The 21,515-nt window shown below is 72.3% G+C and carries 18 protein-coding genes; 6 read left to right on the top strand and 12 right to left on the bottom strand.

The window, feature by feature from the left end; genetic code table 11:
• Positions 1-1,485 carry a sugar ABC transporter ATP-binding protein gene (locus OG410_RS35235; RefSeq protein ID WP_329302836.1) on the top strand — a complete coding sequence of 495 codons (1,485 nt, stop codon included), beginning with the start codon at positions 1-3 and terminating at the stop codon, positions 1,483-1,485.
• Between the two features lie 90 nt (positions 1,486-1,575).
• Here OG410_RS35235 and OG410_RS35230 read toward each other — a convergent pair whose 3' ends face one another.
• From OG410_RS35230 to OG410_RS35200, 7 genes are all read right to left on the bottom strand, one after another.
• Complete coding sequence (locus OG410_RS35230) at positions 1,576-2,319, bottom strand: IclR family transcriptional regulator (RefSeq protein WP_329302834.1); 744 nt, start codon at positions 2,317-2,319, stop codon at positions 1,576-1,578.
• 172 nt (positions 2,320-2,491) lie between these two features.
• A complete protein-coding gene (locus tag OG410_RS35225) occupies positions 2,492-4,117 on the bottom strand; it encodes a thiamine pyrophosphate-binding protein (protein ID WP_329302832.1) in 1,626 nt (541 codons plus the stop codon).
• Positions 4,118-4,467: 350 nt separating this feature from the next.
• Positions 4,468-6,660, bottom strand: coding sequence for a 3-hydroxyacyl-CoA dehydrogenase NAD-binding domain-containing protein (locus OG410_RS35220; protein WP_329302830.1), 2,193 nt, complete (start codon positions 6,658-6,660; stop codon positions 4,468-4,470).
• Between the two features lie 38 nt (positions 6,661-6,698).
• The gene (locus tag OG410_RS35215) at positions 6,699-7,913 is read right to left on the bottom strand and encodes an acetyl-CoA C-acetyltransferase (RefSeq protein ID WP_329302828.1); all 1,215 of its coding nucleotides are present in this window, start codon (positions 7,911-7,913) and stop codon (positions 6,699-6,701) included.
• Positions 7,914-7,934: 21 nt separating this feature from the next.
• Positions 7,935-9,077, bottom strand: coding sequence for an acyl-CoA dehydrogenase family protein (locus tag OG410_RS35210; RefSeq protein WP_329302826.1), 1,143 nt, complete (start codon positions 9,075-9,077; stop codon positions 7,935-7,937).
• A gap of 118 nt (positions 9,078-9,195) precedes the next feature.
• Positions 9,196-10,332, bottom strand: a complete 1,137-nt coding sequence (locus OG410_RS35205; protein WP_329302825.1) for a CaiB/BaiF CoA transferase family protein — start codon at positions 10,330-10,332, stop codon at positions 9,196-9,198.
• A 177-nt stretch (positions 10,333-10,509) separates the two neighbouring features.
• On the bottom strand, positions 10,510-10,890 hold the full coding sequence (locus OG410_RS35200; RefSeq protein WP_329302823.1) for an MmcQ/YjbR family DNA-binding protein: 381 nt from the start codon (positions 10,888-10,890) through the stop codon (positions 10,510-10,512).
• Between the two features lie 141 nt (positions 10,891-11,031).
• On the opposite strand from OG410_RS35200, the gene OG410_RS35195 reads away from it, so the two are divergent.
• Entirely contained in the window at positions 11,032-12,204 is a 1,173-nt protein-coding gene (locus OG410_RS35195; RefSeq protein WP_329302821.1) for a saccharopine dehydrogenase family protein, read from the top strand.
• A gap of 54 nt (positions 12,205-12,258) precedes the next feature.
• On the opposite strand, the gene mmpA is transcribed toward OG410_RS35195, so the two are convergent.
• Entirely contained in the window at positions 12,259-12,405 is a 147-nt protein-coding gene (mmpA, locus tag OG410_RS35190; RefSeq protein ID WP_329302819.1) for a morphogenic membrane protein MmpA, read from the bottom strand.
• Between the two features lie 102 nt (positions 12,406-12,507).
• The gene (locus OG410_RS35185) at positions 12,508-13,197 is read right to left on the bottom strand and encodes an endonuclease V (protein ID WP_329302817.1); all 690 of its coding nucleotides are present in this window, start codon (positions 13,195-13,197) and stop codon (positions 12,508-12,510) included.
• 251 nt (positions 13,198-13,448) lie between these two features.
• Between OG410_RS35185 and OG410_RS35180 the strand changes: the two genes are divergently transcribed.
• The gene (locus OG410_RS35180) at positions 13,449-14,435 is read left to right on the top strand and encodes an LLM class flavin-dependent oxidoreductase (RefSeq protein WP_329302815.1); all 987 of its coding nucleotides are present in this window, start codon (positions 13,449-13,451) and stop codon (positions 14,433-14,435) included.
• A gap of 426 nt (positions 14,436-14,861) precedes the next feature.
• Here OG410_RS35180 and OG410_RS35175 read toward each other — a convergent pair whose 3' ends face one another.
• On the bottom strand, positions 14,862-15,923 hold the full coding sequence (locus OG410_RS35175) for an oxidoreductase (protein WP_329302813.1): 1,062 nt from the start codon (positions 15,921-15,923) through the stop codon (positions 14,862-14,864).
• A gap of 313 nt (positions 15,924-16,236) precedes the next feature.
• Here OG410_RS35175 and OG410_RS35170 point away from each other — a divergent pair, with 313 nt between their 5' ends.
• Positions 16,237-16,653, top strand: coding sequence for an SsgA family sporulation/cell division regulator (locus OG410_RS35170; RefSeq protein WP_328674781.1), 417 nt, complete (start codon positions 16,237-16,239; stop codon positions 16,651-16,653).
• Between the two features lie 58 nt (positions 16,654-16,711).
• Here OG410_RS35170 and OG410_RS35165 read toward each other — a convergent pair whose 3' ends face one another.
• Complete coding sequence (locus OG410_RS35165; protein ID WP_329302811.1) at positions 16,712-17,557, bottom strand: isocitrate lyase/PEP mutase family protein; 846 nt, start codon at positions 17,555-17,557, stop codon at positions 16,712-16,714.
• A 274-nt stretch (positions 17,558-17,831) separates the two neighbouring features.
• A complete protein-coding gene (locus tag OG410_RS35160; RefSeq protein WP_329302809.1) occupies positions 17,832-18,521 on the bottom strand; it encodes a GOLPH3/VPS74 family protein in 690 nt (229 codons plus the stop codon).
• Positions 18,522-18,824: 303 nt separating this feature from the next.
• On the opposite strand from OG410_RS35160, the gene OG410_RS35155 reads away from it, so the two are divergent.
• Positions 18,825-20,459: an ABC-F family ATP-binding cassette domain-containing protein gene (locus OG410_RS35155; protein ID WP_329302807.1), complete on the top strand. Its 1,635-nt coding sequence runs from the start codon at positions 18,825-18,827 to the stop codon at positions 20,457-20,459.
• Positions 20,460-20,588: 129 nt separating this feature from the next.
• Entirely contained in the window at positions 20,589-21,365 is a 777-nt protein-coding gene (ddaH, locus tag OG410_RS35150; RefSeq protein ID WP_329302805.1) for a dimethylargininase, read from the top strand.
• Positions 21,366-21,515 lie beyond the last annotated feature (150 nt).

Genomic DNA, 21,515 nt, shown 5'->3' with positions numbered 1-21,515 from the left:
ATGGGGGACGGCGAACTGCTGACGGCGTGCGGCCTGGTCAAGTCCTACGGCGGGGTCAGAGCCCTGGACGGCGTGGGCATCAGCCTGCGCGGCGGCGAGGTGCACGCACTGGTCGGCGAGAACGGCGCCGGCAAGTCGACGCTGGTTGGCATCCTGTCCGGCACGTCGACACCGGACGAGGGCACGGTACGCGCGGCGCGCGAGACACGCTCGGGCGGAATCGCCGTCGTGTCCCAGGAGTTGAGCCTCTTCCCCGACCTCACCGTCCGCGAGAACCTCTACCCCCACCTTCCCCCGCGCCGGTTCGGCCTGCTCGACCGGCGCGCGATGGACCGCGCGGCCCGGCCGGTGCTCGCCGAACTCGGCCTCGACATCGACCCCGGCACACCGCTCGCCGAACTCACGCTGGCCGACCGGCAGTTGACCGAGATCGCCCGAGCACTGCTGCGGCGCCCCCAGGTGCTGGTGCTCGACGAACCGACCTCGGCGCTGCCCGCCGCCGCGGTGGACCGCCTGGAACACGTCCTGCGTGCGCTGACGGCACGGGGCATCGCCGTCCTGTACGTCACCCACTTCCTGGAGGAGGTCATGCGCTTCGCGCAGCGCGTCACGGTGCTGCGGGACGGGCGGGTCGCGCTGGCCGGGGTCCACCGGGCCGACGTCGACGTGCCGGAACTGGTGACGGCCATGCTCGGTGGCGCCCCGCCGGGGCCCGTACGGCGTTCACGCGTGGCCGGGGACGGGCCCCCGTCGGTGGTGCTGTCCGGGGTGAGCGTGCCGGGGCGGCTCACCGACGTCACGTTCACCGTCCGGGACGGCGAGGTGGTGGGGGTGGCCGGGCTCCAGGGAGCGGGCCATCTGACCGCGCTGGAGGTGGTGTGCGGCCGTACGGGGATCTCCGCCGGGCGCGTCGATGTGGGCGGGCGGGGGCTGCCGCGGTCCCTGCGGGCGGCGGTGCGCGCGGGCGTGGCCTTCGTGCCCAGCGACCGTAAGCGCTACGGGCTGATGACCGGGCGTACGGTCTGGGAGAACGTCACCGCGGTGAGCCGGCTGAGCCTGGGGCGCGGTGGAATGCTGCCCTCGCGCGCCCGGCTGATCCGGAGCACGTCGGCTCTGACCGACCGGTTGCGGCTGCGGGGCGCCCCGGACGACATCGTGGCCCGGCTGTCCGGCGGCAACCAGCAGAAGGTCGTCTTCGCCAAGTGGCTCGCCATCGAGCCGCGGATCGTCGTCCTCGACGATCCGACCCGGGGTGTGGACATCGGCGTACGCGCCGAGATGCACCGGATCATCGGCGAGTTGGCGGCGTCGGGGGCGGCCGTGCTGACGGCCTCCACCGACCCGGCGGAACTGGCCGAGCTGTGCGACCGGGTGCTGGTGTTCGTCCGGGGGCGGCTCGTGGGCGAGGTCCACGGCGGACAGCTCACGGAACACGCGCTGGCGGTGGCGATGCAGTCGGGGGTGACGCGGACCGCGCGGCATTGAGCACGGTCCGCGCGGTGCGGCGCCGGGCCGGCTGACCGGGACGCCGGGCCGTACGGCCGGTAGCGCCCGCCGGACGCGGCGCCGGGGCGGTCACGCGGACAGGGCACGTGTCAGGGCGCGGGCCGCGGCGCAGACCCGTGCGCCGACCCGGTCCATGTCCAGGCGGCGGGTGCCGCCGGTGACCGAGAGCGCGGCGATCGGACGCGGTCCCCCGGGGCCCTGTTCGTAGACGGGGGCCGCGACGGCGGAGACACCGATCTCGGCCTCCTCCAGGTTGACGCCGTAGCCGCGGGCCCGTGTCGCGGCGAGGTCGCGGGCGAGCTGGCCCGGCAGGACGAGGGTGCGCGGGGTCAGGCGGGGCAGCGTCCGGTGCGTCGGCCGGGGGTCGTGCGCGAGGAAGATCTTGCCGGTCGCCGTGCAGTGTGCGGGCAGTCGGCCACCGGTGCGCGAGACGATCGAGGTGGCCCGTCGGCCGGTGATCTTCTCCAGGAAGAGGGTGTCGGACCCGTCCGGCACGGCGAGGTGCACGTTCTCGCGGGTCTCCTCGTGCAGATCGCCGAGGTAGGGCAGGGCCACATCGCGCAACTCCCGTGCGGAGGGCGCCGACTGACCGAGGACGAAGAGGGCGAGTCCGATGCGGTAGCGGCCCTCGCCGGTGCGTTCCAGGAGTCCCAGTCTGACCAGTTCGCCGCTCAGCCGGTGCGCGCTCGGCTTGGGCAGCCCGGTGCGCTGCGCCAGTTCGGCGAGGCTCAGCGCCTCCGCGGACTCCCCGCAGGCGCGTAGCAACGCCGCACCGCGCGCGAGCACCGACTTCGGGACCGCGGCCTTGGTCATGGACCGATGGTCGGGCGCGCGGCGCCGGATGACAAGGGACGTGTCACCGTGCGTCGCCGACCGTGACGCAAGCGGTACCCCGATCGCCCCCGCATTCAGCAGGCGGCAGGCGGCAGGCGGCAGGCGGCAGTCAACTCGGCTTCCCGGCGGAGATGTTCGGGCCTGCCGTCGGTCATCTCAGCGGTACGTCGACGAGCATCGGGCGGGCCAGATCGCCCGCCCCCGCGACGAGGTCGCGCAGATGGTCGGCGCTGTCGGCCCGGACGGCGTCGATCCCGAAGAACCCGGCCGCCCGGGTGAAGTCGAGCGCGCCGAGGTCCGTCCCGGGACAGGGACCCCGGCCGCCCATGGCCTCGTAGGTGTCCTGAAGGGTGCGGTAGGCGCCGTTGCTCATCACGACGAACAGCACGGGTACCGCGGAGCGTTCCGCGCTCCACAGGGCTTGCAGGCCGAACAGGGCGCAGCCGTCCCCGACTACGGCGACCACGGGCCGCCCCGGCTCGGCCAGGGCCCGGCCGACGGCGGCCCCGGTCCCCCAGCCGAGTCCGCCACCGACGGTGTGGGTGTAGCTTCCGGGACGGTCCAGGCGGATCAGCCGGCGCAGCAACAGGCCGACGGTGATGGCCTCTTCGACCACCACGGCGCCGGGCGGCAGTCCGTACGCCACGGCGTGGGCGGCGGCCCAGGGTGCGAGCGGCGCCCTTGAGTACGCGGCGCGGGCGGCGGCCTCTGTACGGCTTCGTTCGGCCGCGTGCCGCTCGCCGGCGCGCAGCACCCGGGCCTTGGCCGTGTGGGCGGGCACCTGGTCGCGCAGCCGGTCGGCCAGCCGGTCGAGAGAGGGGGCGAGGGCGCCGACCAGGCCGAGGTCGGCGGCGAAGTTGCGGCCGATCTCGTCCGGATCGGTGTCGAGCTGGACGACGGTGAGGCCCGGGGGCAGCGGGGGTCCCACGGTGTAGTGGTGCGGGGTGAACGCGTGCGCGCCGGCGATCAGAACGGTGTCGTACGACGCGAGCGCCTCCCTGATGGCCTCGTGACGCGGGGGCAGCATGCCCGCGTACAGCGGGTGGGTCGTCGGGAAGTCGAGGCAGTCGGCCATCGGCTGGTGGTAAACGGGCGCGCCGCAGGTCTCGGCGACGCGCACGAGCGCCGCGAGGGCGTCGTCGCGGCCCACGCCGTCACCGGCCACGACGACGGGGCGGGCCGCTCGGGCGAGCAGAACGGCGGCACGGTCCAGACCGACGGCCGGACCGGCGCGGGGCACGGGTGTGCGCCGCGGGATCTCGACCTCGGTGTCCTCCGCGAGCAGGTCCATCGGCACGGACAGGAACACCGGTCCGGCGGGCGGCCGAACCGCGAGAGCGAAAGCCCGGCGCACCGCGAGCGGCAGATCGCGGGCGTGCTGGACGTCGATGGCCGCCTTGACGGCGGGGCGGGCCAGCCCGACGAGGTCGCCCGACAGCATCGGGTCCTGCTGGAGGTGGCGGCGGTCCTGCTGGCCCGCCATCACCACCAGCGGGGTGCGGGAGCGGCGGGCGTTGAGCAGGCCGATGAGCCCGTTGGCGAGTCCCGCGGCGATGTGCAGGCTGACGAAGGCGGGCCGCCGGGTCGCGCGGGCGTAGCCGTCGGCCATGGAGACGACGGCGCCCTCGTGGACGCCGAGGACGTACTCCGGTGCGTCCTCGGCCTCCGCGAGGGCGGCCAGGAAGGGCAGTTCGGTGGTGCCGGGGTTGCCGAAGACACGGTCCACGCCCTCGCCGCGCAGGATGTCCAGCAGGGCGAGGGCGGGGCGGCGGCCCATGGGGGCTCCTCGGCGTCGGCGGGTACCGGTTCGCCGGTCAGCGTCCGGTGCCCGCCCGCGTGGAGCAAGTCCCCCGTACCACTCAGCGACACGTCGCCTCGGGGCGGGTGCCCGGAGGCGACGTGTGCCGGGCGACGTGTGCCGGGATGTGCCACGGGCGGTGGTGCGGTGTGTCCCCGGGTCCCGTGTGTGCCGGGGTGCGGCCTCGGCCCGGGTGCGGCCTCGGCCCGGGTGCGGCCTCGGCCGGGGCGCGGTGTCCCCAGGTCCCGTCAGCCCGGGTGCGGCCTCAGCCCGGGTGCGGCCTCAGCCGGGGTACAGCCCGGGCCGCACCCCGGCCCGGGCCGCCCGGATCAGGCCGCGTCGGTGAAACGCTCGCCCTTCTCCGCCTTCTCGACGAGCAGCGCCGGCGGGAGGAAACGGTCGCCGTAGCGCTCGGCGAGTTCCCGCGCGCGGGCCACGAACGCGGCCGGTCCGGTACCGGTCCCGCCCTCGTAGCCGTTGATGTACTGCAGGACGCCGCCGGTCCAGCCGGGGAAGCCGATGCCGAGGATGGACCCGATGTTGGCGTCGGCGACGGACGTCAGGACGCCCTCCTCGAGGAGCCGGACGGTGTCCAGCGCCTCGGAGAAGAGCATGCGCTCCTTCATGTCCTCGAACGGGATCTCGTACCCCGCCTTGGTGAAGTGCTCGCGCAGACCGGGCCAGAGAAGACCGCGCCTGCCGTCCTCGCCGTACTCGTAGAAGCCCGCTCCCCCGCTGCGTCCGGGGCGCTCGAACTCGTCCACCATGCGGTCGATGACGGCCTCGGCTGGGTGGGTCTCCCAGGTGCCGCCCGCCTCCTCGACGGCCTGCTTCGACTCCTTGCGGATCTTGCGCGGCAGGGTGAGGGTGAGCTCGTCCATGAGGGAGAGGACCTTGGCCGGGTAGCCGGCCTGGGCGGCGGCCTGCTCTACGGAGGCGGGCTCGACGCCCTCGCCGACCATCGCCACGCCCTCGTTGATGAAGTGGCCGATGACCCGGGAGGTGAAGAAGCCCCGCGAGTCGTTGACGACGATCGGGGTCTTCTTGATCTGGCGGACCAGGTCGAAGGCGCGGGCCAGTGCCTCGTCGCCGGTGCGCTCGCCCTTGATGATCTCCACCAGCGGCATCTTGTCGACGGGCGAGAAGAAGTGCAGCCCGATGAAGTCCTCCTGCCGCTCGACGCCTTCGGCGAGGGCGGTGATCGGCAGGGTGGAGGTGTTGGAGCAGAGCAGGGCGTCGGGCTCGACGATGTGCTGGATCTCCTGGAACACCTTGTGCTTGAGCGAGGTGTCCTCGAAGACCGCCTCGATGACCGCGTCGCAGCCCGCGAGGTCGTTCGGGTCGGCGGTGGGCGTGATCCGGGCGAGCAGCGCGTCGGCCTTCTCCTGGGTCGTACGGCCCCGGGAGACCGCCTTGGCGCAGAGCTTCTCGGAGTACGCCTTGCCCTTGGCCGCCGCGTCGGCCGAGACGTCCTTGAGGACGACGTCCATGCCGGCGAGCGCGCACGAGTAGGCGATGCCCGCGCCCATCATCCCGGCGCCGAGGACGGCGACCCTGCGGACCGGGCGCGGCTCGATGCCCTTGGGGCGGTTGGCGCCGGAGTTGACGGCCTGGAGGTCGAAGAAGAACGCCTGGATCATGTTCTTCGAGGTCTGGCCCGCGGCCAGCTCGACGAAGTAGCGGGCCTCGATGACCTGGGCCGTCTCGAAGTCGACCTGGGAACCCTCGACGGCGGCCGCGAGGATGTTGCGCGGGGCCGGGTAGGGGGCGCCGTTGGTCTGCTTGCGCAGGCTGGCGGGGAAGGCGGGCAGGTTGGCCGCGAACTTGGGGTTCGCCGGGGTGCCGCCGGGGATGCGGTAGCCGGGGACGTCCCAGGGCTGCTGCGACTCGGGGTTGGCGTCGATGAAGGCGCGGGCCTTGACGAGGAGTTCCTCGGGGGTGGCGGCCACCTCGTGGACGAGGCCGTTGTCCCGGGCGCGCGTCGCGTTGTACTGCGTGCCCTGGAGGAGGACCTTCAGCAGGGCGTCGGCGATGCCCAGCAGGCGCACGGTGCGGACGATTCCGCCGCCTCCGGGGAGCAGGCCGAGAGTGACCTCGGGGCAGCCGATCTTGGTGCCGGAGGTGTCGAGGGCGACGCGGTGGTGGCAGGCGAGGGCGAGCTCGAAGCCGCCGCCCAGGGCCGCGCCGTTGATGGCGGCGACGACCGGCTTGCCCAGGGTCTCGATGCGGCGCAGGTTCCGCTTGATGGCGAGGCCGCCGTCGAAGAGGTCCTGGGCGGTCTCGGGGGTGACCCGGATGAGGTCGCGCAGGTCGCCGCCCGCGAAGAAGGTCTTCTTGGCGGAGGTGAAGATGACGCCCCGGATCGAGTCCTTCTCGGCCTCCAGGCGGTCGGTGATCGCGGCGAGGGAGGCGCGGAACGCCGCGTTCATGGTGTTGGCGGACTGGTTGGGGTCGTCGAGGACGAGGGTGACGACGCCGGTCTCGTCCTGTTCCCAGCGGATGGTGGTGGGCTCAGTGCTCATCAGGGGATGCTCCGTAGATCCTTGATCCGTTGGGAAGGTCAGACGCGCTCGACGATCGTGGCGATGCCCATGCCGCCGCCCACGCACAGGGTGGCGAGGCCGTACCGCTTGTCCTGGCGCTCCAGTTCGTCGACGAGGGTGCCGAGGATCATCGCGCCGGTGGCGCCGAGGGGGTGGCCCAGCGCGATGGCGCCGCCGTTGACGTTGACCTTGTCCAGCGACAGGCCCATGTCCTTCACGAAGCGCAGGACGACGGCCGCGAAGGCCTCGTTGATCTCGACGAGGTCGATGTCGTCGATGGTCAGGCCGGCCTTGGCGAGCGCCTTGCGGGCGGCGGGAGCGGGGCCGGTGAGCATGATGGTCGGCTCGGAGCCGGACACGGCGGCGGAGACGATCCGCGCGCGCGGGGTCAGGCCGTAGCGCTCGCCGACCTCCTTGGAGCCGATGGCGACCAGTGAGGCGCCGTCCACGATGCCGGAGGAGTTGCCCGCGTGGTGGACGTGGTCGATCTTCTCGACCCAGTGGTACTTCTGCAGCGCCACCGCGTCGAAGCCGCCCAGCTCACCGATGTCCGCGAACGACGGTTTCAGCTTCGCCAGCGAGTCGGCGGTGGTGCCGGGGCGCAGGAACTCGTCGTGGTCGAGGACGGTGAGACCGCCGCGGTCCTTGACCGGGACGACGGACCTCTCGAAGCGGCCGTCCTTCACGGCCGCGGCCGCGCGCTCCTGGGAGAGGGCCGCGTACTCGTCGACGTCACGGCGGGAGAAGCCCTCGATGGTGGCGATGAGGTCGGCGCCGATGCCCTGCGGCACGAAGTTGGTGGCCAGGTTGGTCATCGGGTCGGCGAACCACGCGCCGCCGTCCGAGGCCATCGGCACGCGCGACATCGACTCGACGCCGCCCGCGAGGACCAGGTCCTCCCAGCCCGAACGGATCTTCATCGCGGCCAGGTTGACGGCTTCGAGGCCCGATGCGCAGAAGCGGTTCTCCTGGACGCCGGCCACCGTGTCGGGCAGGCCGGCGGCGATCGCGGAGATACGGGCGATGTCGGAGCCCTGGTCGCCGACCGGGCCCACGACGCCGAGGACGATGTCGTCGATGGCGGCCGGGTCGAGGCCCGGGAACCGTCGCTGCACCTCGTGGATGAGCCCGACGACGAGGTCGATGGGCTTGGTTCCGTGCAGGGAGCCGTTCTGCTTGCCGCGTCCGCGCGGGGTGCGGATCGCGTCGTACACGTACGCTTCGGTGCTCACTGGTAAGCCTTTCGGGGAGGGTTAGCCGAGCAGGGAGCGGCCGATGATCTCCTTCATGATCTCGGTCGTCCCGCCGTAGATGGTCTGGATGCGTCCGTCGGTGAAGGCCCGTGCGACCCGGTACTCCGTCATGTAGCCGTATCCGCCGTGCAGTTGCAGGCAACGGTCGGCGACCCGCTTCTGCAGTTCGGTGGCCCACCACTTCGCCATCGAGGCGTGCACCGCGTCGAGTTCGCCGTCCGAGTGGTCGACGATGCAGCGGTCGAGGAAGCTGCGGGTGACGGCGCACTCGGTGGCCATCTCGGCTATCTCGAAGCGGATGTGCTGGAGCTTCGCGAGCGGCCGTCCGAACGCCTCGCGCTCCTTCACGTACCGGGTGGTGATCTCCAGCAGGTGTTCGGCCCCGGCGATGGCGGCGACGGCGATGCCCATGCGCTCCTGCGCGAGGTTCGTCATCAGGTGGACGAACGCGCCGTTCGGCTCGCCGAGGAGGTTCTCCTTGGGCACGCGTACGTCGTTGAAGAACAACTCGGCGGTGTCCTGCGACTTCTGGCCGATCTTGTCGAGGTTGCGGCCGCGTTCGAAGCCTTCCATGCCCCGCTCGACGACGAGCAGCGACAGCCCGCGCGCGCCGCCCTCGGGGGTGGTCTTCGCGACCACGATCACCAGGTCGGCGAGGATGCCGTTGGAGATGAAGGTCTTGGAGCCGTTGAGCAGGAAGTGGTCGCCCTTGTCCTCGGCGCGGGTGGTGATGCCCTGGAGGTCGGAGCCGGCGCCGGGCTCGGTCATGGCGATCGCCGTGACGATCGAGCCGTCGCAGAAGCCGGGCAGCCAGCGCCGCTTCTGCTCCTCGGTGGCGAGGTCCGTGAGATACGGCCCGATAATGTCGTTGTGCAGTCCGAGGGCGAGACCGGCCGCTCCCGCGCGCGTGAACTCCTCGGCGAGCACGGCACTGTAGCGGAAGTCGGTGTTCCCGCCGCCTCCGTACTCCTCGGGCACGGCGAGTCCGAGCAGTCCCTGCTTCCCGGCCGCCCGCCAGGCGTCGCGGGAGACGATGCCGTCCTTCTCCCACTGCTCGTAGTGGGGCAGCACCTCCTTGGCGAGGAAGGTGCGCACGGTCTCGCGGAACGCGTCGTGCTCGGCGGTGAAGATCTGCCGCTTCATGCGGGAAGCACCTTCCTGGAGTGCGTACGGAAACCTTCGTGGAGGCCGGTGCCGGGGCTCGCGCCGGCGCGTGCGGGCGCAGCGCCCCGGCCGGGAGCCGGCGCCCGGCGCGATCCCATCAGCCGCCGTCCTTCGTCAGCCGGGGTACGTCCCAGTCACGGGCCACGTCCGCCGTGCCCGCGCCCGGCAGGGCCGGTCCGCCGCGGACCGAGGTGGGGGTGGCCGAGAAGCGCGGGGCGGGGGCGGGCTGGGTGATGCCTTCGTGGTCCACGAACGTGCCCCGGGCTGCGAGATGCGGATGTCCGGGCGCCTCGCGCAGGGACAGGACCGGTGCCACACACGCGTCGGTGCCCTCGAAGACGGCGGTCCACTCGTCTCTCGTACGGGTCCTGAAGCGGTCGGCGACCGCCGTGCGCAGTTCCTCCCAGCGCGCCGGGTCCTTGTGGGCGGGACCGAGTTCGGGAATGCCGAGCAGGTCGACGAACTGGTCGTAGAACCGCTGCTCCAGGGGGCCGACGGCCATGTGCCGGCCGTCGGCGGTCTCGTAGGTGCCGTAGTAGGGGCAGCCGCCGTCGAGGAGGTTGGCGGCGCGCCGGTCCTGCCAGCCGCCCGCGGCGATCATGCCGTGGATCATCGTCGAGAGGTGCGCGGTGCCGTCGACGATGGCGGCGTCCACGATCTGGCCGGTGCCGGTCGCCCGCGCGTGGTGCAGGGCGGCGAGGAGGCCGACGACGAGGTAGAGCGAGCCGCCCGCGTAGTCGCCGAGGAGGTTCGCGGGGACCGCCGGCGGCCTGTCCGGGTCGCCGATCATCCCGAGGGTGCCGGTGAGCGCGATGTAGGCGATGTCGTGCCCGGCGCGCTGGGCGAGCGGGCCTTCCTGGCCCCATCCCGTCATCCGGCCGTAGACGAGCGCCGGGTTGCGGGCACGGCAGTCCTCGGGGCCCACGCCGAGCCGCTCGGCCACGCCCGGGCGGTAGCCCTCGATCAGGATGTCGGCCCGTTCGGCCAGGTCGAGGACGCGGGACGCGCCGTCCTCGGCCTTGAGGTCGATGATCACGGACCGCTTGTTGCGGTTGGTGATGTCGTGGGCCGGGTCGACCCCGAGCCCGGGGCCGCCGGGCCGGTCCACCCGGACGACGTCCGCTCCGAGGTCGGCCAGCAGCATGGCGGCGAACGGGCCGGGCCCGATGCCCGCCAGCTCGACCACGCGCACCCCGGCGAGGGGACCGTGCCCCGGCGTTCCTGCCGCTGTCATCAAGCCCCCAGCACTGTGACACCAATGATGTGACATCAGTGATGTTAAGAACGTGTTCCACTCCGGGCAAGCCCTTGGCGAGCAAGCGCTTAGTTAAATTCCGGGATCGGGAGCGGCTCGGGCTTCGGGACCGGACCGGGACCCGTGTCGCCGTCCCCGCCGGCCCGGGCATCGCGATCAGCTCCCGTCCAGCTCTGCGATCAGCCTTTTGGGTGCTATGACGCGATAGCTCTCCTCGACCCAGTCGCACAGCAGCTCCGCCGCCGGGGCTCCCTGCTCCTCCAGGGGCACGCGCACCCAGCCGGCCTTGCCCAGGCCGTATCCGGCGGGCGCCGCACCCGGCGAGGTGAGCGCGTGGGCGTGCGCCGCCTCGTCCTTGAGCTTGACCGTGACGCCGAGCGGGTAACTGCCGTCGTCGAGACCGAGGAAGACGAAGACCTTCTTGTTGACCTTCACGACCGTCTCGCCCCAGGGGAACTCCTCCGACGCACCGGGCAGACCGAGCGCGAACCCGCGCACCTTCTGCCACTTTTTCAGCGCGTTTTTCGACACGGCCACGGCTGCCTCCGGCCTGTTCGTGCGACCTCGTCGTCCGACTGTTCGTACCTCACGCTAGCCTCAGCCACCGACAACGGCGCTTCGCGCACGACGTGGCGCGGACCGCACGTTCGAGCGCAGCCCACAGGGGTGGAGGGTGTCATGAGCAGGGTGAACAAGCCGGACCGCGCGTACGACATCGTGCTCTTCGGAGCCACGGGGTTCGTCGGGGAGCTCACCGCGGAATATCTGGCCGCTCACGCGCCCGAGGGACTGCGGTGGGCGATCGCCGGACGCAGTGCCGAGAAACTGGAACGGCTGCGGGAGCGGCTCGGCGGCGCGCCCGGTGTGCTGCGGGCGGATGTGACGGACCCGGACTCGGTGGGCGAACTCGCCCGGCAGGCGCGCGTGGTGGCCTCGACCGTGGGGCCGTACATCACCTACGGGGAGGAGCTGGTGGCCGCCTGCGCGGACGCCGGCACCGACTACCTGGACCTGACCGGCGAGCCCGAGTTCGTGGACCTGATGTACGTGCGGCACGACGCACGCGCGCGGGAGACGGGCGCCCGGCTCGTGCACGCCTGCGGCTTCGACTCGGTCCCGCACGACCTGGGCGCCTGGTTCACCGTGCGGCAGCTCCCGGAGGACGTGCCGCTGAGGGTGGAGGGATTCGTCCGCACCCAGGCGATGTTCTCGGGCGGCACGTTCGCCTCGGCACTCAACCAGTTCGCTCGCGGCCGGCACATGCTCGCCGCGGCGCGGGAGCGCAGGCACCACGAGCCGCGCCTGATGGGCCGGCGGGTCGAGGCCCCGCTGGGAGCGCCGCGGTTCGCCCCGGAGGTCGGGGCGTGGGCCCTGCCGCTGCCCACGATCGACGCCCAGGTGGTGCAGCGCTCGGCGCGGGCCCTGGCACGGTACGGGCCGGACTTCCGCTACCGCCACTACGCGGCCGTCGAGCGGCTGCCCATCGCTCTCGGCGGAGTCGCCGGGGTGAGCGCGCTCTTCGCCGCCGCCCAGCTTCCGCCGGCGCGGCGCTGGCTGTCCGACCGGCTCAAGCCCGGCGAGGGACCGAACGCCGCACGCCGTGCCGAGAGCTGGTTCTCGGTGCGGTTCGTGGGCGAGGGCGGCGGCCGGCGTGTGTTCACCGAGGTGTCGGGAGGTGACCCCGGCTACGGGGAGACCGCGAAGATGCTCGCCGAGTCCGCCCTTTCCCTGGCCCTCGACGAGCTGCCGAAGACGTCCGGTCAGGTCACGCCCGTGGTGGCCATGGGCGACGCGCTGCTGGAACGGCTCGTCGCGGCGGGGATCACCTTCCGGGTGGCGGCGGTGCGCTAGGGCTTGTCGTCGACGTCCGCAGGGCTTGTCGTGATCGTGAGGATCGCTCGATCCTCACGACGCCCAGACGATCACCGTGTAGATCATCCCGGCCGTCCAGGCCAGGCCGGCCGGGACGGCGAGGGCCAGCGCGGCCGTCACCGCCCGCCCGACGGGCCGCGCGGGTTCGGCGGAGGGCTTCGGGTCCTGATGTGTCGTCATGCGGATCAGCCTGCCGGTCGCGGCGCGGCCGTACATCCGTACGGGTACTCAGAATCCGTACTCAGGTACGCCGGTGGGCCGGCGGGTGGGGGGTGGGCGGAGTCAGGAAGTCGCCTGCCGGAGTGCCCGCCGGCACAGGGAGTCCGCCCGGCGGGTGGACTCCGGCAGGCGGTACTTCGGGGTGAGCGCGAGGGTGTGGGCGCAGGCGTTGCCGAGGTCCACACGGTGGCCGACGGACACGAACACGGGCTTGATCCCGTCCTGGGTGCGCACGGCGCGACCCACCTCCTCGGTACCCGCGAGCAGCGGTGAGGCGCTGCCGCGCCGGGCGCCCGGCTCCTCGTAGGAGAAGGTGAACGGGTTCTTGGCGACCCCGATCGTGGGGAGCCCGGTGAGGACGCCGAGGTGACTGGCGAGGCCGAAACGGCGCGGGTGGGCGCGTCCGTATCCGTCGCAGACGACCAGGCCGGGCGGGCAGGGCAGGGCCTCCAGCGCGGCCAGGACGGTCGGGATCTCGCGGAAGGCGAGCAGTCCGGGGACGTACGGGAAGGAGACGCGGCCCACGGCGGTGGCCTCCGCCACGACGTCGAGGGTCGCCGCGTCGAGGACGACGGCCGCCGCGACCACCACGTCCCGCTCGTCGTCATAGGCGACGTCGACACCCGTCACCCGGCCGGTGCCGGGCGGCGGGCCCGGCTCGTCGAGCACCACGCGCTCGCGCAACTCGTCCTGCACGGCGCGGGCTTGTTCCTCGGTGACGGGCCAGCCCGCGGGAATCCTCACGATCGTCATGATGCGGACGAGCCTAATGACTGATCGACGTCCACGGCGACAGGGTCCGTGGCCCTCCTTCTCCGCGGGCATGCGGACGAGCCGTCCGGGGCCGACTCAAGCCGTTCCGGCTGGGCCTGAACCAGCCCGGCAGCTCTACGGGCCGCCTGAAGACACCTGCGGGTGTGCGCGCTCCGACAAGCCGGCCGGTCCCGAAACTTCCTTGCAAGCAAAGGCATTTGATACTGACGGGCGATTCCTATACTGACCGAATGATCACTGTTCCGCTCAGCGCGCTCGAAGTGGCCATGGTCCAGACAGGCACCCGGGCCGCAGACACGCTGCGCGACACCGCCGCGTTCGCCCGGCGCATCGAGGACCTCGGATATCTGCGTCTCTGGTACGCCGAACACCATCACTCTCCGGCCATCGGAGCGTTCCCGCCCGTCGTTCTGACCGCCCACGCAGCCGCGTTGACGTCGTCCATACGGCTCGGCTCCGGGGGTGTCCTCGCCCCCAACCACGCCCCGATCATGCTGGCCGAGCAGTTCGGCACGCTGTCCGCGCTGCACGAGGGACGGATCGACCTGGGCATCGGCCGTGGCCCGGGAACCTTCGACGAGTCCACGGCGCGGGCCCTGCGTCGTGGGGCCGGGCCGACGACCGACGACGAGTACCGCGACGATGTCTCCTCGACGCTGCGCCACTTGGTGGACGAGGTCGCGCTCGGTCCGCTCCCGGAGCCGTGGCTGCTGGCTTCGAGCACAGCCGGTGCCGCGCTCGCCGGGGAACTCGGACTGCCGATCGCCTTCGCCCATCACATTCGCCCGGACAACACCCTGGCCGCGCTCAGCCACTACCGCGGGTGTTTCTCCCCCTCCCGCTGGTGCGCGCGCCCGCGCGTGCTGATCTGCGTGGAGACGGTGTGCGCCGAGACGGAGAAGGAGGCTTCCTGGCTCGCCGGCCCCATGGACGTCGTCAAGGCCGGACTCCTCAAGGGCCGAGGTGACATCCCCTTCCCCACACCCGCGGAAGCAGCGGCTCACTCCTTCACCGCGGAAGAGGCGCAGGCGCTGGCGGGCTTCCGTGCGCACCAGGCACACGGCGCACCCGAGACGGTCGCCCGGCACCTGACGGATCTGGTCGACCTGACGGGTGCGGACGAGCTCATGCTGGTGACGCCCGTCCACGCGTTGGCCGACCGCTTGAGGTCGTACGAACTCGTCAGGCGGCACGTCACGATGCCGACGGCACCCTAGGACATCTGGACGACCGACGAGATCACCGACGGCATCGCAGCCGGGCTGGAGGACATCGCGCGCCTCGGTCCGAACCCGGTCACGGCCTATCTGCCGGGCCACGACGTCGGTACCGGGAAGCTGCCCGCACGCGATCAGGCTGTCGTCCTCGGTGAGGTCACCCGCACCGGCGTGCCCAGCCGCGCGAGCCGAAGCGTCGCCGGTGGCAGCGGCGTGGCTGATCAGCCCTCTCGTCGAAGGACGGACGACCACGGGTTACCTGGCCGAACGCCCCTCGCGGGAAACGGCCGTGAACACGGCTCGCCGGGGCTGATCGTCGCCGCCCGCTCGCGGTGCACATGCCCCAACGGCACGGCACAGGAAGGGAGAAGACCGCAAGAGACGGCACAGGACGGCAGGAGACCGCACGGGACGGCACGGGACGCCTCAGCGCTCCAGCCGCGCGACCCGTCCCTTCTCGCCGGAGGCCCAGCAGCCCAGGTCCGGGGTGCAGTCCACGGTGTCGTACGAGCCGGTGCCGAGGGTGCGCCAGGTGCGGCCGCCGTCGGTGGTCAGGTCGGTTCCGGTGGGGCCGACCGCGAGGGCGGCGGTGCGGCTGTGCGGCAGCCAGGTGACGCCGGAGCGGTAGGCGGGCGGGGGCCGGTCCGCGCCGGTCCAGCTACGTCCGCCGTCGGGGGTCAGCGCCGCGGCCCTCGGTGAGGCCTGGTCGGCGCGGTAGTCGCCGCCCACCGCGAGTCCGTGGACGCGGTCACGGAAGGCGAGGGCGAAGACGCCGCGCGCCGGGTCGCCCGCGGGGACCGGGGTGTCGGTGGCGGTCCAGGTCAGTCCGCGGTCCGCGGAGTGCAGCACACGCGCGCGTGCGCCCCCTCCCGTGGCCAGCCACACATCGTGGGGCCCCGAACCGACCAGACACTGGCCACTCGCGGCGAAGCCCGCCTCGCCGTCCAGCGCGGCGGGCATCCCGTCGCTCGGCAGCACCTTCCAGGTGCGGCCTCCGTCGCCGGTCGACAGGATGCGGAACCTGCCGTCCACCGGGTCGCTCATCGCCAGGCCGTGCCGCCGGTCGAGGAAGGTGAGGCAGTCGTAGAAGGCCTTGGCGTCGGTGTTGCGGAAGGACTCGGTCCAGGTGGCACCGCCGTCCTCGGTCCGGTAGACGCGGGAGGCCTCGCCCTCGCCGATGGCCAGGACCACGGCACGCCGCGCGTCGAACGCCTCGATGTCGCGGAACTCCAGGTCCGCGGCGCCGGGCGGCGATACGTTCCGCCAGAGCGCGCCGCCGTCGGTGGTGCGCAGCACGGTGCCCTTCGAACCGGCCACCCACGCGGTGTCCCTGCTGACGGCCGACAGCCCCCGCAGGCGCGCGTCCGTGCCGCTGTCCTTGAACGCCCAGTGCGGGGTCCGTGCCGTGTCGTGCGGCGGTGCCGGCGCCGCCACCGCCGGTGCCGCCACCACGAGCGCCGCGGCGAGTGCGGCCACCGCCGGTCCCATGCCTGCCGTTCGCCTCGTGCGTCGCGTCTTCCCCAAGGCCCTCATGGCGGGGGAAGCTAGTGCACTCCCCCGATCGCGTCCAGATGGCCTCCGGCGGGAACCTCGGGGGCCGCCGGGGTGTCCTCTTCGGTGTCGGGTGAGTGCGAAACGGAAAGGATCACCTGGATCGGAGAAAGTGGATCTCTCGGTGCATCACCTCGGTGACAGAGGTCACTCGGGTCAGAGGTGCACGCGCCGGGTCATTCTTCCGTCTCTTCAATTGACCGGCTTCATCCGCCCGGAGTTCGTCCAGCCGTCACAAGGGAGCAAGGCGTTGTCCACCGTCATCGAGCAGCCCGTAGAGGCCCGCCTCGTCGCCGCCGCGCCGCGGATGCCGAGCATTCCGGCCACGCTCCACTACGACCGGACCGACCCGTTCGCCGTCCGCATGACCTTCCCGGCCCCCGCCACGCTCGAAGGCATCGAGGTCTGCTGGACCTTCGCCCGCGAACTGCTCGTGTCGGGCCTCGAGGACCCGGTGGGGCACGGCGACGTGCGGGTGCGGCCGTACGGCTTCGACCGCACCGTGCTGGAGTTCCACGCTCCCGAGGGCACCGCCGTGATCCATGTGCGCTCGGGTGAGGTGCGGAACTTCCTCCAGCAGACCACCGAGCTGGTGCCGGTCGGTCTGGAGCACCTCCAGGTGGACCTGGACCGCGATCTGGAGGAGCTCATGCGGGGCACCTGCTGAAGCGGCGCGGGTGCGGTCGGCCGGCGCGTCCATCAGGGCGTTGAGGCCGCGCGTCCCATCAGGACGTTGAATCCGCGCGTCCCATCAGGGCGTTGAGGCCGGCGTAGTCGAACCCTCCGATCAGGGTCTCGCAGGTCCCCTTGCCCAGCAGCTCCCGCGCGGCGCGCCGGACCAGGGCGTGCGCGGCCGCCGCGATGCTCGACCCCGCGCTGATCCGGGCCACGCCGAGTGCGGCCAGCTCGTCCACGGACGGCGCCCCGGGGCCCACCAGGATGTTCACCGGGCCTTCGATGCCCTCGACGAGCGCCTTCACGGTCGCCGGATCGACGGTTCCCGGCACGAAGACGCCGTCGGCGCCCGCGGCCAGGAAGGCGGCAGCCCTCTCCAGGGTCTCCTCCACCCCGCCCGCGCCGCGCAGGAAGGTGTCGACGCGGGCGTTGACGAAAAGGGGCACCTCCGCCGCGTCGGCGGCCGCGCGGACCGCCGCGATGCGCTCCGCCTGCTCCGCCCGCGGACGCAGTGGCCCGGCTCCCTCCCCGTAGAGGGCGTCCTCGATGTTCACGCCCACCGCGCCCGCCGCGAGCACCGCGCGGACGGTGTCCCCCACGCCCCGGACGTCGGACGCGTACCCGCTCTCGATGTCCGCGCTGACCGGTACCCGGACCACGGCGGCGATCCGCGCGACGGCCGCGAGCGAGTCGTCCCTGTCCAGCCGGTCGCCGTCCGCCACGCCCAGGGCCCAGGCGAGGCCCGCGCTGGTCGTCGCCACCGCCGCGGCGCCTTCCTCCTCGACGATCCGCGCGCTCACCGCGTCCCAGGCGTTCGCCAGGACGAGGGGGCGGCCGGGCACGTGCAGGGCGCGGAAGGCGAGGGCGGAGTCACGGAGTCGCTCGGTACGGGTCATGGGGCAACCCAAGCACGGCCGGCCCGGAGGGAGCTGGCAGGAAACCGACATGTACGTGAGGGCGCGCCACCGTCCCGGGACCTCCCGCCGGGCGGCGCAACGCCTCCGGATCCCGTTGCCGGGCGGCGCGCCCGAACGGGTCCTCGTCGCGGGGACGTGCCTCAAGGGGTCCCCGTCGCGGGGCGTCCGGCCGCCTCTCGACGGGGACTCCTTGCCGGGCGGCACGACGCCCCGGGAACCCGTGCTTCCCGGGGCATACCTCGGCCCCGTCGGCTCAGTTCGCCGTGGTGGTCGCCGTGGCCGCCTTGGCGGAGGCCGTCGCGGCCGCCACGACCACCGCCGTACGGACGTCCTGGATGACCTTCCTCAGGGCGGGGGCCGCCGCTCCGCCGCGTTCGGTGAGCTCGTCGATGCGGGCCCTGTGAAGCGCCCGCTCCTTGGGCGAGGCGAAGGTGCGGAGCTCGGCCGCGGTGGCCAGGGCGACGAGTGCCGCGTCGCGGTCACCGACGTCGGCGACGGGCACCGGTCCCTCCAGCACCTCGCGCGCCTGCCCGCGCAGGGCCTCCACCACGGGCACCCGGTCCAGCTCGTACTCGACGGACGGGAAGATCCCGAGCACCCGCTTGCGCTCCGCGCGCAGATATCCGTCGGCGGCGAGCTGGGCGCGGACGGCGTCCAGGGTGACCCGGGCCCGTGAGGTGACCCACGGCTTCCACCCGCGGGGCCGGGACTCCGACACGAGTTCCAGGAGTCCGTCGAGTACGACGTCCCCGGTCCGGGAGTCGGCGTCGACGGGGGTGACGATGCCGTCGTCGTCGACGAGGAGGCCGCGCTGGGCGAGTTCGGTGAGGGCGCCGGCGCGCACCAGGTGGTGGAGGTGGGTGGATCCGGTGATGCTCCGTTTCGTGGTGTCCCACGCCAGGAGGTAGAGCCGGGCGGGCAACGAGAGCGGGCCGTTCGGCACGAGGTCTCCTCGGTTCGTCGGTGGGGCGCGTTAATCCTTTGACAGCCCTCAGGACCGCCCCTACGGTGTTTAGCGGTTCTGTTGCCGTCGAATGGAGAAGGACGTTGCTCGTCTGAGGTCTGAGACACCGCGTCACACCCGTCCGGTCCTGTCGGACCCGTGTGTGCGCAGCGTGCGACCTCGGCGTTCGAGCCGTCCTTGGGTGCGGAGCCTTCTTCTCGCTCTCCTCCGAACTGGATCGTCGTCGCCTCGCGGTGTCCCGTACGCGTACCCCCGACCGCATCCAGCAATCGCGAGGCCCTCATGTCAACGTTCCCCACCTCCATCACCTGCTCCTCCCTGTCCTTCGCCTGGCCCGACGGCACCGATGTCTTCGACGGTCTCCAGGTCGCCTTCGGACCGGGCGTCACCGGACTCGTCGGCGTCAACGGATCCGGTAAATCAACCCTGTTGAAGCTGATCGCCGGAGAACTCACCCCGGCGGACGGCTCCGTCCGGGTCGCGGGCGAGGTCGGTCATCTGCCACAGAACGTCACCCTCGACACCGCGCTGCGGGTCGACGAGGCACTCGGCATCCGCGCGGTCCGCGCCGCCCTGCACGCGATCGAGGCGGGTGACGTGTCCGAGGAGCACTTCGACGTCGTCGGCGACGACTGGGACGTCGAGGAGCGGGCCCGCGCGACCCTCGGCGAACTCGGCCTCGGACACATCGACCTCGACCGCACGGTCGGTGAGGTGTCCGGTGGCGAGTCGGTGCTGCTGCGGCTGGCCGCGCTCCTGCTGCGCCGGCCCGACGTGCTCCTGCTCGACGAGCCCACCAACAACCTCGACCTGTACGCGCGACGACGGCTGTACGCGGCCGTGGAGGCCTGGTCCGGGGTCATGGTCGTGGTCAGCCACGACCGCGAACTCCTCGACCTGGCCGACCAGATCGCCGATCTGCACTCCGGCGAGGTCAGCTGGTACGGCGGGAACTTCTCCGCGTACGAGGAGGCGCTCGCCGCCGAACAGGAGGCGGCGGAGCGCATGGTGCGCGTCGCCGAGTCCGATCTGAAGAAGCAGAAACGCGAACTGATCGACGCTCAGGTCAAGTTGGCCCGGCGCAGGCGGTACGGGCAGAAGATGGCCGAGCAGAAGCGCGAGCCGAAGATCGTCATGGGCGCGCGCAAGCGGTCGGCCCAGGAGTCCGCGGGCAAGCACCGGCTCCTGCACGAGGGCAGGCTCGGCGAGGCGAAGGAGCGTCTCGACGAGGCGGTGGAGGCCGTACGCGACGACGATCTGATCCGGATCGACCTGCCGTACACGGCCGTGCCGCCGGGGCGCACCGTCCTCACCCTCGACCGGCTGGAACTGCAGCACGGCTCGCGGGTGAACGGCGTGTTCGATCTTCGCGGACCCGAACGCGTCGCGATCGTCGGGCGCAACGGAGCGGGCAAGACGACACTCCTGCGCACGATCGCCGGGGAGCTGGACCCCGTGTCCGGCGAGGCGTACGCCCATGTGCCCCTGCGCTTCCTGCCGCAGCGGCTCGACGTCCTGGACGACGATCTGAGCGTGGCCGAGAACGTGGCCCGCTACGCGCCGGCCGCCACCGACAACCGGATCCGGGCCCGCCTCGCCCGCTTCCTGTTCAAGGGGGCGAAGGCCGACCAGCAGGCGGCGACGCTCTCCGGCGGCGAACGCTTCCGCGCGGCGCTCGCGGCCCTGATGCTGGCCGACCCCGCCCCGCAGCTCCTGTTGCTCGACGAGCCGACGAACAACCTCGACATGGCGAGCGTCCGCCGGCTCACCACGGCCCTGGAGTCGTACGAAGGGGCCCTGATCGTCGCCAGCCACGACCTGCCGTTCCTGGAGTCGATCGGCATCACGCGACGACTGTTGCTGGAAGGAGGAGAACTGAAAGAAATCGCTCCGGAAACTGTCGGGTATTCCTCATAGTGCGATGGGCGGGGGCGGCCTAGCGTCGGGGGTGGGCGGTGCCCGGCGTCAGGCCGGGGGGCTTTTGCGCGCGCGACCCGCGCTGCATGATGTTGCGCCGACACCCCCAGCCGATTCGGAGACCCGCCCGTGCCCAGTCAGAAAGCGCTCGTACGCAGGCCCGGCCCCCGCCTCGCCGAGGGGCTGGTGACGCACGTGGAACGCACGGCGGTGGATGTCGGTCTCGCGGTCGAGCAGTGGGAGGCGTACACCGAGGCACTGCGCACCCATGGCTGGGAGACCGTGGAGGTGGACCCGGCCGAGGACTGTCCGGACTCGGTGTTCGTCGAGGACGCCGTCGTCGTCTTCCGCAACGTCGCCCTCATCGCCCGCCCGGGCGCCGAGTCCCGCCGCGCCGAGACCCCGGGGGTGGAGGAGGCCGTGGCGCGCCTCGGCTGCTCGGTGAACTGGATCTGGGATCCGGGCACCCTCGACGGGGGCGACATCCTGAAGGTGGGCGACACCATCTATGTGGGCCGCGGAGGCCGGACGAACGCGGCCGGGGTCCAGCAGTTGCGCGCGGTCTTCGAACCGCTCGGGGCGCGGGTCGTCGCCGTTCCCGTCAGCAAGGTGCTGCATCTGAAGTCGGCGGTCACCGCGCTGCCGGACGGGACGGTGATCGGGCACGAGCCGCTCGTGGACACCCCCTCGCTCTTCCCCCGCTTCCTGGCGGTGCCGGAGGAGTCCGGGGCGCACGTGGTGCTCCTGGGCGGCGGCAAGCTGCTGATGGCGTCGTCCGCCCCGAAGACCGCCGAGTTGCTCGCCGGCCTGGGCCACGAACCGGTCGTGGTGGACATCGGCGAGTTCGAGAAGCTCGAGGGCTGTGTGACATGCCTCTCGGTGCGGCTACGGGAGCTGTACGTCTGACCGAGTGAGCCAACCATCGGTACGGCCCCGGGCCCTCGACGCCCCCGGGCCCCTCCGGGATGCGCCGGAAAGCGGGGTGCCCGCGCCTGTAACACCGCTGATCAGAGACCTTTACAGGCTTCTTAACCTACGGAGACGTAACCTACGGAG

Origin of the sequence: Streptomyces sp. NBC_00659, assembly GCF_036226925.1 — a bacterium.
Lineage (GTDB): Bacteria > Actinomycetota > Actinomycetes > Streptomycetales > Streptomycetaceae > Streptomyces.
Note: the sequence above shows the minus strand (reverse complement) of the source record. Positions and strands in the feature narration are given on the sequence as shown.

Bases quoted from the DNA above. Each gene is read 5' to 3' on its own strand.
- OG410_RS35235 (WP_329302836.1), top strand. From the start codon at position 1: ATGGGGGACGGCGAACTGCTGACGGCGTGCGGCCTGGTCAAGTCCTAC.
- OG410_RS35230 (WP_329302834.1), bottom strand. From the start codon at position 2,319: ATGACCAAGGCCGCGGTCCCGAAGTCGGTGCTCGCGCGCGGTGCGGCG.
- OG410_RS35225 (WP_329302832.1), bottom strand. From the start codon at position 4,117: ATGGGCCGCCGCCCCGCCCTCGCCCTGCTGGACATCCTGCGCGGCGAG.
- OG410_RS35220 (WP_329302830.1), bottom strand. From the start codon at position 6,660: ATGAGCACTGAGCCCACCACCATCCGCTGGGAACAGGACGAGACCGGC.
- OG410_RS35210 (WP_329302826.1), bottom strand. From the start codon at position 9,077: ATGAAGCGGCAGATCTTCACCGCCGAGCACGACGCGTTCCGCGAGACC.
- OG410_RS35205 (WP_329302825.1), bottom strand. From the start codon at position 10,332: ATGACAGCGGCAGGAACGCCGGGGCACGGTCCCCTCGCCGGGGTGCGC.
- OG410_RS35195 (WP_329302821.1), top strand. From the start codon at position 11,032: ATGAGCAGGGTGAACAAGCCGGACCGCGCGTACGACATCGTGCTCTTC.
- mmpA (WP_329302819.1), bottom strand. From the start codon at position 12,405: ATGACGACACATCAGGACCCGAAGCCCTCCGCCGAACCCGCGCGGCCC.
- OG410_RS35185 (WP_329302817.1), bottom strand. From the start codon at position 13,197: ATGACGATCGTGAGGATTCCCGCGGGCTGGCCCGTCACCGAGGAACAA.
- OG410_RS35180 (WP_329302815.1), top strand. From the start codon at position 13,449: ATGATCACTGTTCCGCTCAGCGCGCTCGAAGTGGCCATGGTCCAGACA.
- OG410_RS35175 (WP_329302813.1), bottom strand. From the start codon at position 15,923: ATGGGACCGGCGGTGGCCGCACTCGCCGCGGCGCTCGTGGTGGCGGCA.
- OG410_RS35165 (WP_329302811.1), bottom strand. From the start codon at position 17,557: ATGACCCGTACCGAGCGACTCCGTGACTCCGCCCTCGCCTTCCGCGCC.
- OG410_RS35155 (WP_329302807.1), top strand. From the start codon at position 18,825: ATGTCAACGTTCCCCACCTCCATCACCTGCTCCTCCCTGTCCTTCGCC.